The organism is Amycolatopsis sp. NPDC101161, assembly GCF_044768185.1.
Classification (GTDB): domain Bacteria; phylum Actinomycetota; class Actinomycetes; order Mycobacteriales; family Pseudonocardiaceae; genus Amycolatopsis.
Genome location: NZ_JBIWPI010000001.1, coordinates 983,789 through 999,119, shown reverse-complemented (window position 1 = coordinate 999,119; position 15,331 = coordinate 983,789). Strand labels below are relative to the sequence as shown.

General features: G+C 71.3%; 13 protein-coding genes and 1 pseudogene. 8 read left to right on the top strand and 6 right to left on the bottom strand.

Annotated features, from left to right (window positions below; all coding sequences use genetic code 11):
• The first annotated feature begins 30 nt into the window (after positions 1 to 30).
• Positions 31 to 483 carry an ATP-binding protein gene (locus ACIRSS_RS04850; protein ID WP_400890546.1) on the top strand — a complete coding sequence of 151 codons (453 nt, stop codon included), beginning with the start codon at positions 31 to 33 and terminating at the stop codon, positions 481 to 483.
• A 5-nt stretch (positions 484 to 488) separates the two neighbouring features.
• Here ACIRSS_RS04850 and ACIRSS_RS04845 read toward each other — a convergent pair whose 3' ends face one another.
• On the bottom strand, positions 489 to 1,037 hold the full coding sequence (locus ACIRSS_RS04845) for a TetR/AcrR family transcriptional regulator (RefSeq protein ID WP_400890544.1): 549 nt from the start codon (positions 1,035 to 1,037) through the stop codon (positions 489 to 491).
• Between the two features lie 63 nt (positions 1,038 to 1,100).
• Here ACIRSS_RS04845 and ACIRSS_RS04840 point away from each other — a divergent pair, with 63 nt between their 5' ends.
• From ACIRSS_RS04840 to ACIRSS_RS04830, 3 genes and pseudogenes are all read left to right on the top strand, one after another.
• Positions 1,101 to 2,039: an SDR family NAD(P)-dependent oxidoreductase gene (locus ACIRSS_RS04840; protein WP_400890542.1), complete on the top strand. Its 939-nt coding sequence runs from the start codon at positions 1,101 to 1,103 to the stop codon at positions 2,037 to 2,039.
• A 39-nt stretch (positions 2,040 to 2,078) separates the two neighbouring features.
• A pseudogene (locus ACIRSS_RS04835) lies at positions 2,079 to 2,300 on the top strand (FAD:protein FMN transferase); the annotation flags it as partial.
• A 172-nt stretch (positions 2,301 to 2,472) separates the two neighbouring features.
• Positions 2,473 to 2,610, top strand: coding sequence for a hypothetical protein (locus ACIRSS_RS04830; RefSeq protein ID WP_400890540.1), 138 nt, complete (start codon positions 2,473 to 2,475; stop codon positions 2,608 to 2,610).
• Here the strand turns inward: ACIRSS_RS04830 and ACIRSS_RS04825 are convergent.
• Both ACIRSS_RS04825 and ACIRSS_RS04820 read right to left on the bottom strand, forming a co-directional pair.
• Positions 2,592 to 4,073, bottom strand: a complete 1,482-nt coding sequence (locus tag ACIRSS_RS04825; protein WP_400893384.1) for a tannase/feruloyl esterase family alpha/beta hydrolase — start codon at positions 4,071 to 4,073, stop codon at positions 2,592 to 2,594. The two genes, ACIRSS_RS04830 and ACIRSS_RS04825, sit on opposite strands and share 19 nt — an antisense overlap.
• 157 nt (positions 4,074 to 4,230) lie before the next feature.
• A complete protein-coding gene (locus ACIRSS_RS04820) occupies positions 4,231 to 5,613 on the bottom strand; it encodes an MFS transporter (RefSeq protein WP_400890538.1) in 1,383 nt (460 codons plus the stop codon).
• Between the two features lie 145 nt (positions 5,614 to 5,758).
• On the opposite strand from ACIRSS_RS04820, the gene ACIRSS_RS04815 reads away from it, so the two are divergent.
• A complete protein-coding gene (locus ACIRSS_RS04815; RefSeq protein WP_400890536.1) occupies positions 5,759 to 7,432 on the top strand; it encodes a helix-turn-helix domain-containing protein in 1,674 nt (557 codons plus the stop codon).
• Here ACIRSS_RS04815 and ACIRSS_RS04810 read toward each other — a convergent pair.
• Both ACIRSS_RS04810 and ACIRSS_RS04805 read right to left on the bottom strand, forming a co-directional pair.
• Positions 7,429 to 9,039, bottom strand: coding sequence for a long-chain fatty acid--CoA ligase (locus ACIRSS_RS04810; RefSeq protein WP_400890534.1), 1,611 nt, complete (start codon positions 9,037 to 9,039; stop codon positions 7,429 to 7,431). The genes ACIRSS_RS04815 and ACIRSS_RS04810 overlap by 4 nt on opposite strands.
• Positions 9,040 to 9,157: 118 nt before the next feature.
• Entirely contained in the window at positions 9,158 to 12,034 is a 2,877-nt protein-coding gene (locus ACIRSS_RS04805; protein ID WP_400890532.1) for a glycoside hydrolase family 9 protein, read from the bottom strand.
• Positions 12,035 to 12,270: 236 nt separating this feature from the next.
• Between ACIRSS_RS04805 and ACIRSS_RS04800 the strand changes: the two genes are divergently transcribed.
• On the top strand, positions 12,271 to 13,023 hold the full coding sequence (locus ACIRSS_RS04800) for a glycoside hydrolase (protein WP_400890530.1): 753 nt from the start codon (positions 12,271 to 12,273) through the stop codon (positions 13,021 to 13,023).
• 11 nt (positions 13,024 to 13,034) lie between these two features.
• Positions 13,035 to 14,393: an endo-1,4-beta-xylanase gene (locus ACIRSS_RS04795; RefSeq protein WP_400890528.1), complete on the top strand. Its 1,359-nt coding sequence runs from the start codon at positions 13,035 to 13,037 to the stop codon at positions 14,391 to 14,393.
• 32 nt (positions 14,394 to 14,425) lie between these two features.
• Here ACIRSS_RS04795 and ACIRSS_RS04790 read toward each other — a convergent pair whose 3' ends face one another.
• A complete protein-coding gene (locus tag ACIRSS_RS04790; protein WP_400890526.1) occupies positions 14,426 to 14,572 on the bottom strand; it encodes a hypothetical protein in 147 nt (48 codons plus the stop codon).
• 59 nt (positions 14,573 to 14,631) lie between these two features.
• Between ACIRSS_RS04790 and ACIRSS_RS04785 the strand changes: the two genes are divergently transcribed.
• Positions 14,632 to 15,282 carry a DUF4230 domain-containing protein gene (locus ACIRSS_RS04785; RefSeq protein WP_400890524.1) on the top strand — a complete coding sequence of 217 codons (651 nt, stop codon included), beginning with the start codon at positions 14,632 to 14,634 and terminating at the stop codon, positions 15,280 to 15,282.
• The last annotated feature ends 49 nt before the right edge of the window (positions 15,283 to 15,331 follow it).

The window sequence follows — 15,331 nt, the reverse complement described above, 5'->3', positions numbered from 1 at the left end:
CTGGATCGCATTCGCATCGGAGGTGCTGCCGTGGACACCCAGCCCGAGCACCGCTGGCTGACCATCCAGGTCGGCCGCTTGAGCGCGAAGATCGCCGACGTCGCCGAAGGCTGCCTCGACCTCCGGCCCCGGCCGGAAGCCCCGGCGGTCCGCCGCTGGCTCGCCGACCGGCTCACGTTCGGCGCGGCAGCCACCGCCGCGCTGGGCTACACGGTGCTCGTCGCCGACGAGCTGGTCACCAACGCGTACGTGCACGCCGAAGCACCGCTGCAGCTGCGGTACACCCGCCACCGCACGGGGCTCCTGCTCGAGGTCACCGACGCGGCACCGCACCGGACGCAAACGCTCACGGCCATCCGCGACGGCGCCCGCGGGCCCGGCACCGGCCTCGCGGTCGTGTCGAACCTGGCGCTGGCTTGGGATGTCCACCACGACGCCGTCGTGAAGACCGTGTGGGCCTTGATGCCTTGGCGGTCCTCGTAGCGCGGCTACGGGACCAGCAGCTCGACCGCGGTGGTGAACCGGCGGAGGTAGTCCTCGCGGGTGGCGACCTGGTGCTTCAGCCCGACCGACGCGCTGATCAACGTCTGCGCGACGCGGGTCGCCGTCGCCCGCCCCGTCACCTCGGCGAGCGCGTCGGTCACCAGCGCCTCGAAGCGCGCCGGAGCCGTCTCGACGATGTCGCCCAGCAGGTCCGGGTTCTGCTCGATCACCCCGGTCACGTCCCGGCTCAACGGCCCGACGTACCGGCCGGCCCACTGGTCGAACGCCCCGGCGACCCGTTCGCGCAACGGCTTGCCCGCGTCGCCGAGGAGGCGCTCGGCCACGGCGAGGTCCTGCTCCAGCGTGCGCGTGACCGCGGCCCGGAACAGCGTCTCCTTCGACTCGAACAGGAAGTAGAGGCCCGGCCGGGAGATCCGGGCCGCGCGCGCCACCTCGTCCATGGACGTCTTCCGGTAGCCGTGCCGGGCGAACGTCTCCAGCGCCGCCTCGAGCACCGCGTCACGACGGCCGGCCTTCGCCGGTTCGGAAACCATGCGGCCACCCTACGAGCACTAGACTCACTTTACAACTTTGTTCTAAGTCGTATAGTCGAAGCCGTGCCCACTTTGATCACCACACCGTTCACCGCCGCCAGCACCGCGACCGAGGTGCTGGCCGGCGTCGACCTCTCCGGGGTCCGCGCGATCGTGACCGGCGCGTCTTCCGGCCTCGGCGCGGAAACCGCCCGCGTGCTGGCCGCCGCCGGCGCCGAGGTGACGTTCGCCGTCCGTAACCCGGCCGCCGTCGCGGGTCCGTCGCGGGTCGCGCGGCTGGACCTCGCCGACCAGGGGTCCGTCCGGCGGTTCACCGAAGCCTGGGACGGCCCCCTGCACCTGCTCGTCGCCAACGCGGGCATCGTCACCGGGGGCCCGGCCCGCACGCCGGAGGGGTGGGAACTGCAGTTCGCGACGAACCACCTCGGCCACTTCGCCCTGGCCACCGGCCTGCACGACGCCCTCGCGGCGGGCGCGGCGGAGCGGGGCGAGGCGCGGATCGTCTCGGTCAGCTCGACCGCGCACATGCGCGCCGGCGTCGACTTCGCCGACCTGCACTTCACGAGGCGGCCGTACGACCCCCAGATCGCTTACGCCCGATCGAAAACGGCCAACTCACTCTTCGCGGTCGAAGCGACGCGCCGCTGGGCAGCCGACGGGATCTTCGCCAACGCCGTGAACCCCGGCGGAGTCGCGACCGGCCTCCAGCGCGACTTCACCGACGCGCAGAAGGCGTCCCTGGCCGCGGCCGAAGCGGCCGGGATCTTCCGGTACAAGTCGGTCGGCCAGGGAGCCGCGACGAGCATCGTCGCCGCCGTCGCCCCCGAGTTCGCCCGCACCGGCGGGCACTACCTCGACGACGCGCGGGAGGCCTACACCGTCCCCGATGACGCGGACCTCGCCGACCACCCGCACGGCGTCAAGGAGTGGGCCCTCGACCCCGCGAAGGCCCGGCGCCTCTGGGACGTCTCGGCCGAACTGACCGGGTTTGCCCAGCGCTGACCTTCCGCCGGCACGACCGCCGTGCACGTCGAGCACTGCATGGACACGGTGTTCAGCATCGACGTCCGCGACCCTGGCGACTGGGCCGGGCCGATCGCGGAGGTAGTCGCGTGGCTGCACCGGGTCGACGCGCTGTTCAGCACCTACCGGTCCGAGAGCGAAATCAGCCGCCTCGGCCGCGGCGAGCTGACGGTCGCCGCGGCCGACCCGCTCGTCGCGGAGGTTTTCCGCCTCTGCGAACGGTTCGAAGTCGAGACCGGCGGCTACTTCACGGCCCGCTGGCGCGGCACGCCCGACCCGACCGGCCTGGTGAAGGGCTGGGCGATCGAGCGGGCGAGCGCGCTGCTGCGCGAGCGCGGCAGCCGCAACCACGCGGTCAACGGCGGCGGCGACGTCGGGCAGCGCCGAACGCGGGGCGCACATCATCGACCCCGTGACGGCGGCCCCGGCCCGCGACCCGACTGCGGTCACGGTGACGGGGCCGTCACTCACCCGCGCCGACGCGTGCGCCACCGCCACCTTCGGCTCCGGTGAGCCGCGGTGGGTCACCGGTCAGCGGGTGCAGACGTAGCTCGACGCGCTGTTCGGGTCCCCCGCGCGATACCGAGGCCATCCCGGGTACGCGCACAGCGGCCGGGTTCGGGCGTGGGCCAAGTCGGTCACGACCGGGTTCACCGGCGGCTGTCCTTTGTCGACCCAGTGTTCCAGCGCCGTGAGCGAATCCCAAGCCGCGGCGAACGCCGGGGTGCCGAAGTTGGCGTGGTTCGCGCCCGGCACGACGTAGTACCGCAGGAACGCGTCGGTCGAGCGGGGACCCACCACCGAGCGCACCCGCTCGTAGTAGTCGCTCGTCGAGTACGGCGAGACCAGCTCGTCCGCCGCGCCGTGCAGGAGGATCAGCTTGCCGCCGGCCCGGGCGAACGGGCGCAGGTCCGCGTTGTTGCGGTCCTCGATCTTCGACAGCTCACTGATCCGGGCCAGCCACTGCCCGGGGTGCCTCGGGTCCACGTCGAGCGAGCGGTGCTGCGGATCCCGCGTCAGGAAGTACTTGACCCACTGGTCCCAGTACTGCATCCCGTAGCCGCTCGTGACCGGCATCGGATTCGCCGGGGCGGTCGTCCCGAAGCCGAGGAACGGCGTGCTCATGTCCGCGCCCGACAGGAACGGGAAGCCCGGGTACTGCGTTTCCCCGCTGGCGATCCGGTACGGCCACCGGAACGGCGACGACATCGCCTTCACCGCACCGATCTGCGGATCGGACAGGCACGCGGGACCGGCGTCGGCCCCGCCCGGGCACCGCAGCACGCGCGGGTCGAAGTGACACGCACCGGGGTTCGACACGACGTTGTCCTTCACGCCGTCCAGCCCGTCACACGCGTTGATGACGCTGGTGTACAACAGCTTCTGCTTGTCGGGCCCCAGGAAGGCACCGGGCTGGGACAGAACCTGCACCAGGTAGCCGAGATCCAGGATCTCCGCCATGTTGTTCCAGGCGGGGAACGCGGAAATGACGCCGTCGAACGCGGTCGGCCAGCGCTGCGCGACGTTCAGCGCTTCGCGGCCGCCGGTCGACCCGCCCGCGAAGAACGTCTCGGCGGGTGACGTCCCGTAGGCGTGCCGGATGACGAACAGGCTCGCGTCCCGCGTCTTCTTCAGCGCGTCACCGGCCGCGAAGTTGACCAGGGCCTCGTCGTTCGCGCCGAACGAGCCGTCCAGCGACGGCGGGGACGCCGGGTTCTGCTGGTGCCCCGAGTCGCTCGCGAAGGTCGCGTACCCCCGGGCCAGCGGCACGGGCTGGTCGGCCGGGCCGAACGGCACGTTCGACGCGACGTCGGGGATGGTGCCGTTGTAGCCGCCACCGCCGAACATCAGCGCCTTGCGGTTCCAGTCGCGGGGCAGCGCGACGCGCATCTTGATCGACGGCGCCGTCGGGTCGACCGGGAAGATGTCGGCGTCGACCCGGCAGTACTCGCCGGCGGGACCGGTCGCGACCGACGCCGCCGTGACGCGGCCGCCGGTGGTCGGCAGGCTCATCGTCGACGCCGGGATCGTCAGCCCGGTCAGCCCGGCGCACGCCGTCGTGGCGGTGGCGGGGCCGGCCCCGGCGAGCGTGGCCGCACCGGCCACCAGCACCACGGCGAACAGGGTGAACTTCCGCACTCTGGCCTCCTTTCGGGAGTTCGGGGACGGCTCAGCGGTAGAGGTGCGCGCCGGGCAGGGCTTCCGGGTCTTCGCGGACCGACGCGGGGTTCGTCTCGGGCAGGAACCACGCGCTGGCGAAGGTGATCAGCCCCATCAGCGTGATGTAGCCGGCGACCGGCAGCGTGCTGCCGGTGTCCGCGATGAGCGCGGTCATCAGGAACGGCGTCCCGCCGCTGACGATGATCGCCGAGAGCTGGTAGGCCAGCGACGCGCCCGAATACCGCACCGCCGGCGCGAAGAGCTCGCTGAGGAAGCTCGCGATCGGGCCGTAGGTGAGGCACTGGAAGACGAACCCGACCGCCACCGCGACGAAGATCAGCGGCAGGGACTTGGTGCCCACGAGCCCGAAGTACGGGAAACCCCACGCGGCGACGCCCAGACCGCCGATGAGGATCAGCGGCCGGCGGCCGATCTTGTCGGAGAGGTACCCGGACCACGGGATGGTCGCGAGCATCGCCGCCGACGCCAGCAGCACGACCGCCAGCAGGGCGTCGCGCTTGAGGCCGAGCGTTCCCGTGCCGTAGCTCAGGAGCCCGGAAATGCTGACGTAGAACAGGCTGTTGGTGGCCGACAGGAGTCCGCAGCCGAGCAGGATCGTCCCCCACTTGCTGCGCAGGACCTGCGCGAGCGGCGCCCGGACCACCACCTCGTCGTCGGACTTCGCCGCTTTCTCCTGCAGCTCCCGGAATTCGGGCGTGTCCTCGACCTTGGCCTGGATGTAGAGGACGACCCCGAACATGAAGACGCTGAGCAGGAACGGGATCCGCCAGCCCCAGGACAGGAACGCGGCGTCCGGCATCAGGCCGCTGGCGGCGACGAAGATGAGGTTGGAGATGATCACGGCCACCGGAACGCTGGTCTGGCCGAAGGTCCCGGCGAAACCCCGCCGTTTCGGCCCGGCGGATTCGGTGAGCAGCAGGATGATGCCGCCCCACTGGCCGCCGGTCGCGAGTCCTTGGATGAAGCGGAGGATGACCAGCAGCGTCGGAGCGAGCGAGCCGACGGCCGCCGCCGTGGGCAGGCAGCCGATCAGGAACGTCGCCGCGCCCATCACCGCCAGGCAGGCGACGACGACCGGCTTGCGCCCGTACTTGTCGCCGAGGTGCCCGGCGAGCACGCCGCCGATCGGCCGCGCCACGAACCCCGCCCAGAACGTGCTGAAGGCGAGGAGGGTGCCGGTCAGCGCCGAGGAATGCGGGAAGAAGACCTTGGGGAACACCAGCGCGGCCGCGGTGCCGTAGAGGAAGAAGTCGTACCACTCGATCGAGCTGCCGACGAGCCCGGCGGCCAGCAGCTTGCGGAAGGCCCGGCGGGGGGCCGGGGACACGGCGGAGCCGGAGTGCCCTTCGGGCTGGGTGAGCGGGATTGCCATGGATGCCGCCTTCGTCGTTGAGCGCAGCCTGGTGATGGCGGTGATGCTAGGACGCGGTTACGCTGCGGATGAGGTGTGGACCACCCACTCCTCACGGCGGGGTGGTGGGCCTTTCGTCCACCTGAATCGCGAGGAGGAGCGCGCGGTGACCGATACGGCGGAACCGGGTTCGCTCGCGCGGCGGCAGCGGGAGCTGGCGTCGTTGTACGCGACCGTCAAGTCCCTCACCGCGCTCGGCGGGCTGGACGAGGTCCTGCAGTCGATCGTCCACCACGCCCACGACCTGATCGGCACGGACTTCACCTACCTGTCGCTGGTCGGCCCGGACGGCCGGCTCTCGGCCCGCGCGTCGGACGGCACGATCTCGGCCGAGTTCCTCGCGGCGGCCATCCCGGCCACGGTGGGGCTCGGGGGCAAGGTGCTGGCTTCGCGGAGCCCGCACTGGGTGCGCGACTACGCGTCCTCGACGCTCATCCAGCACGATCCGGACTTCGACCGGCTGGTCGGGACCGAGGACCTGGTCGCGTTGCTCGGAGTGCCGCTGGTGATCCGGGGCGAAGCGGTGGGCGCGCTGTTCGCCGCGTACCGCTCGGAAAGGTCGTTCCAGGCCGACGAAATCGCGCTGCTCAACGCGTTCGCCGACCACGCCGCGGTCGCCCTCGACAACGCCCGGCTCTACGAAGCGAGCCGGACCGCGTTGCAGGAGCTGCAAAGCGCGTACCGCAAGATCGAGCGGGCGCAGGCGATCCACGAGGCGCTGACCGGGGTGGTGCTGGCCGGCGGGACGCCGGACGACGTCGCGCAGCTGCTCGCCGACCAGCTGGGCGGCAGCGTCGCGCTCCTCGACCGGGCCGGGGAGATCGAGCTGGCCGGCGCCGTCGAAGAAGCCCGGCGCTCGGGCCGCTGCACGGTGGCCGCCGGCCTGAGCGTGGCGGCGATCCAGGCGGGCGACAGCTACCTGGGCGCGCTGGTGTGGCGCCGGGACGGCGTCCCGGACGACACGGACCTGCGCACGCTGGAGCGGGCTACCCACATCCTCGGCCTGCTGATCCTCAAGGAGCGGGCCGTGGCGGAGGCCGGCGAACGGGTGAGCGGCGAGCTGCTGACCGAGCTGCTGGTCGGCAGCCCGGGGATCAGCCCGGCCCAGCGCACCCGCGCCCGCGCCCGCGGCATCGACGCCGACCGCCTGGAGCTGGTCGTCGTCGCGGACTCCCCCGCCGTGGCCCCGACCGACCTGGCCCGCCACCTGCACGACATCGCCCGCGACCACGCCGGGCTGGCCGGCGAGCACTTGGGCCGCGCGACGATGCTGCTGCCCGGCGCGGACGACGAGGAAACGGTGTCGGAAGTCCACAGTAGACTCCGGCGCACGCTGGGCGCCCCGGTCCTGGTCGTCGGCGAACGGGCGGCCGGCCACGACTGGTCCCGCGCGTTTTCGCTGGCGGGCCGCTGCGGCGCGGTGCTGCGGGCGCTCGGCCACACCGACACGGGCGCGACCACGCGCCGGTACGCGTTGTACGCGATGGTCTTCGACGCCGAGCGAGCCGGCGAGCTCGACCGCTTCCTGGCCGGCTCGCTCGGCGCGTTGCTGGAGTACGACGAGCAGCGCGGCACCGAACTCGTGGACACGCTGGGCGCCTACTACGACAACCGGGCGAACGTCGCGGCGACCGCGCGGGCGTTGCACGTGCACGTCAACACGCTGCTCAAGCGGCTGGACCGCGCGGGGAGCGTGCTCGGCTTCGACTGGCGCCAGGGCAACGATCTGGAGCTGCAGCTGGGTCTCCGCCTGCACGCCCTCCGCGCGACCGTCACCTAGGCGATCCGCTGCGCCTCCCGCAGGTCGAGCTTGGAGAGCTTGCCGGTGCCCGTCTTGGGCAGCGCGGGCAGGAAGATGAATTCGTCGGGCAGCCACCACTTCGCGACCAGCGGCGTGAGGTGCCGCAGGAGGTCGTCGGCCGTGGTGGCACTCCCCTCGCGCAAAGCCACGTAAGCGACGGGCCGTTCCATCCACCGCGGGTCCGGGCGACCGATCACGGCGACCTCGACGACGTCGGGGTGGGCGGCGATGGCGGCCTCCAGCTCGACCGAGGAGATCCACTCGCCGCCGGACTTGATCAGGTCCTTGATCCGGTCCACCAGCCGCAGGTAGCCCGCGCCGTCGATGGTGGCCAGGTCGCCGGTGCGCAGCCAGCCGTCGCCGGTGAAGCTGCCGGGGGTGTCCACCCGGAAGTAGCCGCCGGCCACCCACGGGCCCGCGACCTGCAGCTCGCCGACGGCGCGCCCGTCGCACGGCAGCTCGTCGCCGGTCTCGACGTCGACGATCCGCACGTTCACCAGCGGCAGCGGCTGACCTTGAGCGGCCCGGACAGCCACTTGCTCGGACTCGGCGAAAGCAGCGTGCTGGGACCGCGTGCCGCCGATGACCCCGACCGGGCTCACCTCCGTCATCCCCCAGGAATGGGTGATGGGGACCCCGATCGCGGCCCGGTAGGTCTCCGAAAGGGCCGGGGGAACGGCGGAGCCGCCGCCGAGCAGGAACCGCATCGCGCTCAAGTCGTACGCGCCGAGCTCGGGAGCGAGGCTGGTCCACACCGTGGGGACGGCGCCGGCGACCGTCACCCGCTCGGCCGCCATCAACCCCAGCAGGTGCGCCGGTTCCGCGGACGGGCCGGGCAGCACCAGCGAGGCGCCCGCCATCATCGCGCCGTAGGGCAGGCCCCAGGCGTTGGCGTGGAACATCGGGACGATCGGGAGCACGACGTCGCTTTCGCAGAGGCCGATCAGGCCGGCCGCGAGGGTGCCCAGGCAGTGCAGCACGGTGGACCGGTGGCTGTAGAGCACGCCTTTGGGCGGCCCGGTCGTGCCGGAGGTGTAGCAGAGGCCGGCGGCCAGGTTCTCCTCCTCGAGCGTGAAGCCGGCCTCGAACGGGCCCGTGACCGGCTCGGCCGCCGCGATCAGCTCGTCGTAGTCCGAGATCCGGGGGTCCGCCGGGATTTCGGTGTCGGTGCCGTCGGGCAGCACCACCCAGTGCCGCACCTTCGGCAGTTTCCCGGCACTCGGCCAGATCCGCGGGAGCAGCCCGCGGTCGACGAACACCACGTCGTCCTCGGCGTGGTCGACGATGTACTCGAGGTGCTCCGCCGAGAGCCGGATGTTGATCGAGTGCAGCACCCGCTTGGTGGCCGGCACGGCGAGGTAGAGCTCCAGGTGGCGGCGGGTGTTGCTCGCGAACGTCCCGACGCGCGCGTCCGCCGGGACCCCCAGGGCGTCCAACGCGGCGGCGAGGCGGCGGACGTCGCCCAGCACCTCGGCGTACGTGCGCCGTTCGCCCGGCGTCACGACTTCCTTGTGCGCGAAGAGCCGCTCGGCCCGGTCCAGGATGTGGGCGATGGTGAGCGGCCGCGGCTGCATCAGCCCGTCCATGATCGTCTCTTTCGGTCGTCGGGTTTCCCAGCAGGCACGACCTTAAGCGCGGTCACGGGAAGGCGAAGAGGGCGGAAGATCCCACTCATCCGCCCTCTTCGGTGTCAGCTACCTCCACTCAGCCGCACGCCCTCCCGTCGACGGTGAAAGCGGCCGGGTTCGCGTTGGTTCCGGTGTAGCTGCCGTTGAAGCCGATCGACGCCGACTGGCCCGGGGCCAGCGCACCGTTCCAGGACAGGGACGCCGCGGTCACGGTCGCGCCCGACTGCGTCCAGGTCGCCGACCAGCCCTGCGTCACCTTCTGGGTGCCCGGGAACGTGAAGCCCAGCTTCCAGGCCGTCCACGGCGTGGTACCTGTGTTCTTCACCGTGACCGCCGCCGTGAAGCCGCCGTTCCACGTGTTCGCCGCATACGTCACCGCGCAGCCGCCCGCCGGTGTGGCGGGCTGGGTCGTGAACTGCGCCGGGGGCGAGTCCTGGCTCGTCAGGCCCGCGCCGTTGCGGGCCACGACGACCACGGTGTACGCGGTCGACGGCGAAAGACCGGTGAGCGTCGCCGTCGTACCGGTGACGGTGGCGAGGACCGTGCGGGCCGAGCCGTTCACGCGGACGACGTCGTAGCTCTTGACGCCGCTTTCCGGGTCCGTGGCCGCCGGCCAGGTCACCGTGGCGCCGCCGCTCGTCACCGCGGACACGGCGGGGGTACCCGGCGCGGCCGGCGCCGTCGTGTCCACAGTGGACGACGTCTTCTCGGCGACCCAGCCGGAGAGCCAGGCCAGCGCCGAGTTCCAGTTGATCGCGACCTCGTTCACCGAGTACGCCTGGATGTCGTCGACGAAGCAGCGCTGGGGCGCGCACCCGGCGAGCAGCCGGGCCGCGGTCGGGTCCTGCAGGCCGCTGTTGGGCCCGCCGGACAACGCGCCGGGCGGGGCGATCGGCAGCGACGCGTCCAGCTCGTGCGCCCAGAACCGGTGGTGCACGTTGCGCACCGGCTGGTCGCCGTGGCCGGAGACGTACGAATAGTTCGCGGGGTTGCGGCCGAGCAGGTAGTCCATCGCCGCGAACGCGCCGTCGCGGTACTTGTCCTGCTTGGTGAAGTCGTACGCCAGCGCGAGCACGACACCGTTGTTGGCCACCAGGCCGTTGGATCCCCACTCGTACGATCCGTCGGCCGTCCGGTACGGCGCCGGGTAGCCCATGGTCGCCAGCTGCGCCAGGTGGCTGTCGGCGGTCGTGGTGATCGCCGTCTTGATCGCGGCGACGTCCGCCACGGGCAGGTCGGTGGGCACCAGGGCCAGGGTGATGTCGCCGAGCGCGCCCGTCGAGGCCCAGTCGAAGCCGTGGGTGGTGAAGCTCTTGCCGCGGTAGAGCGCCGACCCGGTGACGTCGGAGCGGTAGGTGCTCTTGCCGGTGGTGGCGAACAGTTCCGCGGCGGCCCAGTAGAACTCGTCGGTCACGGTGTTGTCGCTGTAGGTGCCGCCGCCGGTGCCGTCGTTGGGGTCGGCCAGGACGTTCGGGTTGGCTTTCGCCGCCGCGTAAGCCTTCTCGGCCGCGGCGAGCAGCTTCGCCGAGTACGCCGGGTCGATGGTCTGCCACAGCCGGGACGCCTGCGCGGCGACCGCCGCCATGTTCAGCGTCGCGGCCGTGCTCGGCGGGGACAACCGGCGCGGCTGGCTGTCCTGGTCCGGCCGGGTGGGCAGGGCCGTCCACTGCGCGTCGTGGATCTTGTGGTGCACCATGCCCGCGCTCGGCTTGCCGTCCGGCACCTGCATCGAGAGCAGGAAGTCGACCTCCCAGCGGGCTTCGTCCAGGATGTCGGGCACGCCGTTGGCGCGTTCCGGGATCGCCAGCTTGCCGTCGCCCAGCGCGCTCGCGTCGCCCAGGCGGACCGCGCGCTCGTACTCGTCGAGCAGCTCCCACGCGGCGATGCCGCCGTTGACCACGTACTTGCCGTGGTCGCCGGCGTCGTACCAGCCGCCGCGCACGTCGAGGGTGTAGCCGCAGTTCAGGTCCGACCGGCAGGGAACGTTGTTGTCACCCTGGTTCGGCGCCACGTTGACGTGCCCCGCCGGACGCGCGTAGTCCGCACCGACGTAGGCGGCGTCGATCGCGATCCCGCTGCGCTGGTGGTAGAAGAACGCCAGCGAGTCGTACCGGAGCTTCTGCGGCCCGGCGGTGGAGATGTCGAACGGGAAGCTCGTCTCGGAACCGACGCTGAGCGTGTACCCGGTCCCCACGGTGTCGTAGGCGGAGAAGTCGATCTCGTGGACGTTCTCGCCGGACGCCGCGTCCGCGCCGCGCGGGCGGGTCTGCCCGGTGGCCACAGCGGTGCCGGCGGAGTTCTTCAGCGTCCAGGTCTGCGCGGTCGCCGAGTCGCTGATCAGCGTGGCCCGCTTGGGCAGGCCGGGCGCGTAGCTTTCCTGGTTCACGCGGATGCCGCTGGTCGGCGGCAGGCCGCCGGGCGGCACGACGCCGCCGACGAGGGAGATGTTGTCCAGGCACACGGTGTTGGCGGCGGCCTGGCCGCCGAACCAGAACGCCAGCTGCCCGTTGCCCGCGGCCGGGAAGTCCAAAGTGGACGTGAAAGTTACACTGAAGTGCTGCGTCGACGGCGTGACCGTCAGGTCGGTTCGCGAGATCTGCCGGTACGGCGAAACGGCTTCGCCCGCGACGGCGGAGATCTGCTGGGCGGTCGTCGCGTGCGCGTCGAACGTCAGGGTGTACTGCTGCCCCGCCTCGAACGGCACGCCGTTCTGGCCGGCCAGCGCGTCGTACCCGTTGGCCGTGCCGCCGGGGACGTCGGTGCAGAACTCCCCGCCGGTGACGTGCCCGGTCGTGCCCGCCCCGGCCCACCACGGGTCGAGCGTGCCACTCGAGAACGTGCCGTTGAGCAGGCGTTCGTACTCCGCGGCGGCCGCGGGGGCGGTGCCACCCGTCAGCCCGAGCGCCACCGCGACCAGCAGGGCCGGACCGGCCCGCAGCTTTCTTGCCCGCATTCGCCATCTCCTCGTCTTCATTGGCGTTCCGATGGTGATCCCGGACTGAGAGCGCTCCCAGGTGACGGTAACCGCTCCCGGACGCCGTTGGCAATGACGGCGAAAGTTTCGAAGGGCGTCCGGAAAATTGATCACCGTTCAGGTCTTTGCTCGCCGGTTCCGGTGTGGTTTCATCGAGAACGGTCCGAGCTGAGAGCGCTCCCAGAAGCGTTCCCCACGACGAAGTGGAGCGGCACGTGAAACTCAAGCACGCCCTGTCCGCGGTAGCACTGTTCACGGCCGGCCTGCTGGCCCCGGTCGTCGGCGCGGCGCCGGCCGCCCACGCGGACACCCTGATCTGCGACCAGTACGGCTCGACCACGATCGGCGGCCGGTACGTGGTCATGAACAACCGCTGGGGCAGCAGCGCCCAGCAGTGCATCAACGTCACCGGCAGCGGGTTCCGCATCCAGACCCAGCAGGGCTCGACCAGCGGCGGCGCGCCGCTGTCCTACCCGGCGGTCTACCTCGGGTGCCACTACGGGAACTGCTCCCCCGGCTCGCCCCTGCCCCGGCAGCTGAGCCGGATCGGCAGCGCGCCGTCGTCGATCTCCTACACCTACGTCGGCGGCTCGACCTTCGACGCCTCCTACGACATCTGGATGGACCCGACCGCGAAGACGAACGGCGTCAACCAGATGGAGCTGATGATCTGGTTCAACCGCGTCGGCGGCGTGCAGCCGGTCGGCGGCCGGGTCGGCACCACGACGATCGGCGGCCGGAGCTGGGAAGTGTGGCAGGGCAACAACGGCGGCAACGACGTGGTGTCCTACGTGGCCCAGTCGGCGATCTCGGGCTGGTCGTTCAACGTCATGGACTTCGTCAACGACGTCGACAACCGCACCCGGGTGGACCGGTCCTGGTACCTGACCAGCATCCAGGCCGGGTTCGAGCCGTGGAGCGGCGGCGTCGGCCTCGCGGTCAACTCCTTCTCGACGAGCATCGGCTGAGGGGCGGAGCCATGAAACCGATTTCGCGCGCCGTACTCGCGTCGACGTTCTTGGCGACGTCGCTCGGGGTTTCGCTGGTGCTCGCCACGTCCGCCGGGGCGGCCTCGACGCTCGGCGCGTCGGCCGCCCAGACCGGCCGGTACTTCGGCACCGCCGTCTCGGCCGGGAAGCTCGGGGACTCGACGTACGTCGGCATCCTCGACCGCGAGTTCTCCATGGTCACGCCGGAGAACGAGATGAAGTGGGACGCGACCGAGCCCAGCCAGGGCCAGTTCTCCTTCTCGGGCGGCGACCGCATCCTCAACCAGGCCGTCAGCACCGGCAAACGCGTCCGCGGCCACGCCCTGCTGTGGCACCAGCAGCAACCGGGCTGGGCCCAGGGCCTCAGCGGTTCCGCCCTGCGCCAGGCCGCGATCAACCACGTCACGCAGGTCGCCACCCACTACAAGGGCAAGATCTACGCGTGGGACGTCGTGAACGAGGCGTTCGCCGACGGCGGCGGTGGCGGCCGCCGGGACTCGAACCTCCAGCGCACCGGCAACGACTGGATCGAAGCCGCGTTCCGCGCCGCGCGGGCCGCCGACCCGGGCGCGAAGCTCTGCTACAACGACTACAACACCGACGGCGTCAACGCCAAGAGCACCGGCGTCTACAACATGGTCCAGGACTTCAAGGCCCGCGGTGTGCCGATCGACTGCGTCGGCTTCCAGTCGCACCTCAGCAACTCCGCTCCGGGCGACTACCAGGCCAACCTGCAACGGTTCGCCGACCTCGGCGTCGAAGTCCAGATCACCGAGCTGGACATCTCCGGGTCGAACCAGGCCGCGGTGTACGGCACGGTCACGCGGGCCTGCATGGCCGTCGCCCGCTGCGCCGGCATCACCGTGTGGGGCATCCGCGACAGCGACTCCTGGCGCACCGGCGAGAACCCGCTCCTGTTCGACGCCAACGGGAACAAGAAGGCCGCGTACACCAGCGTCCTCGACGCGCTGAACGCCGGCGGCGCCACCACGACGCCGACGACGCCCACCACCCCGACGACACCCACGACACCGACCACCCCGACCACCTCGGGGCCGGGCGGCTGCACCAGCTCGGTGTCGCTCAACTCGTGGAACGGCGGTTTCGTGGCCACGGTGCGGGTCACGGCCGGGTCGAGCGCCCTCACCGGCTGGTCGGTGACGACGAACCTGCCGGCGGGCGCGGCGGTCACCAACGGCTGGAGCGCCGGCAACAGCGGCACCAGCGGGGCGGTGACCTGGACCAACGTGAGCTACAACGGCAGTGTGGCGGCCGGTCAGTCCACCGAGTTCGGCTTCCAGGGCACCGGCAGCGCCGACGGCGTCACGTCGACCTGCACGGCCCGCTGAGCATCCACTGTGGACAGAGCGTCGCCTGGGCGTCAAGCCGCCCGGGCGACGCTCCACGCCGCCACGGGCCCGGCGGGCTCGCCGAGCTTCTCGCCCTTGCGGTACCCGCCGAAGATCAGCCCGAGCACCACGATGACGACGACGATCACCAGGATCCACAGCCACACGGACTTGCGCACACCGGACACCGTACCGCCGGGCCCGCTTGACCGCGCGCCGGCCTGGGTAACCTTGCGGCATGGGAGCTTGGGGCAAGCGGCTGGTCGCGCTCGGGGTGGCAGTGGTGTTTTTGGCGGTGGCGGTGCTGGTCGCGTCGGCGGTGCACCTGTTACCCCAGTTGCGCAACCCCTTCGCCGAGAAGACCGAGGAGCGCTCGGGTCCGGTCCTGCTGCAGTCGATCGTCGAGCTGTCGCGCTACGAGGCGGCGAGCGGGTCGTTCCAGGTGATCGTCGACATCACGACGAGCTCGATCCTGCCGAGCTTCCTCGTGGGCAGCGACACGATGTTCGTCGGCGTGGGCACGGACAACTCGTACGTGGACTTCTCCCGGCTGAAGGGCGACGCGGTCAAGGTGTCCGACGACCGCCTGTCCGCCACGATCACCCTCCCCCACGCCCAGCTGGAGCCGGCGAACCTGGACGTCAAGGAGTCCTATGTGTACGCCCAGCAGCAGGGTCTGTTCACCCGGGTCAACGACTTCCTGAACGGCAACCCGAATTCGCAGCAGGCACTGTACGAGCTGGCCCAGAAGAAGATCGGCGAGGCGGCCGGGAAGAGCACGCTCGTGGCCGACGCGGAGCGGAACACGAAGACGATGCTCGTCGGCCTGCTGCAGTCCCTCGGGTTCAAGAACATCACCGTGACGTATGCGGACAACGCGGCCGGCTGATCGTCCGGCGATTCGTCCTGGCCTCGCTCGGGGTGAACCCGGGCGAGGG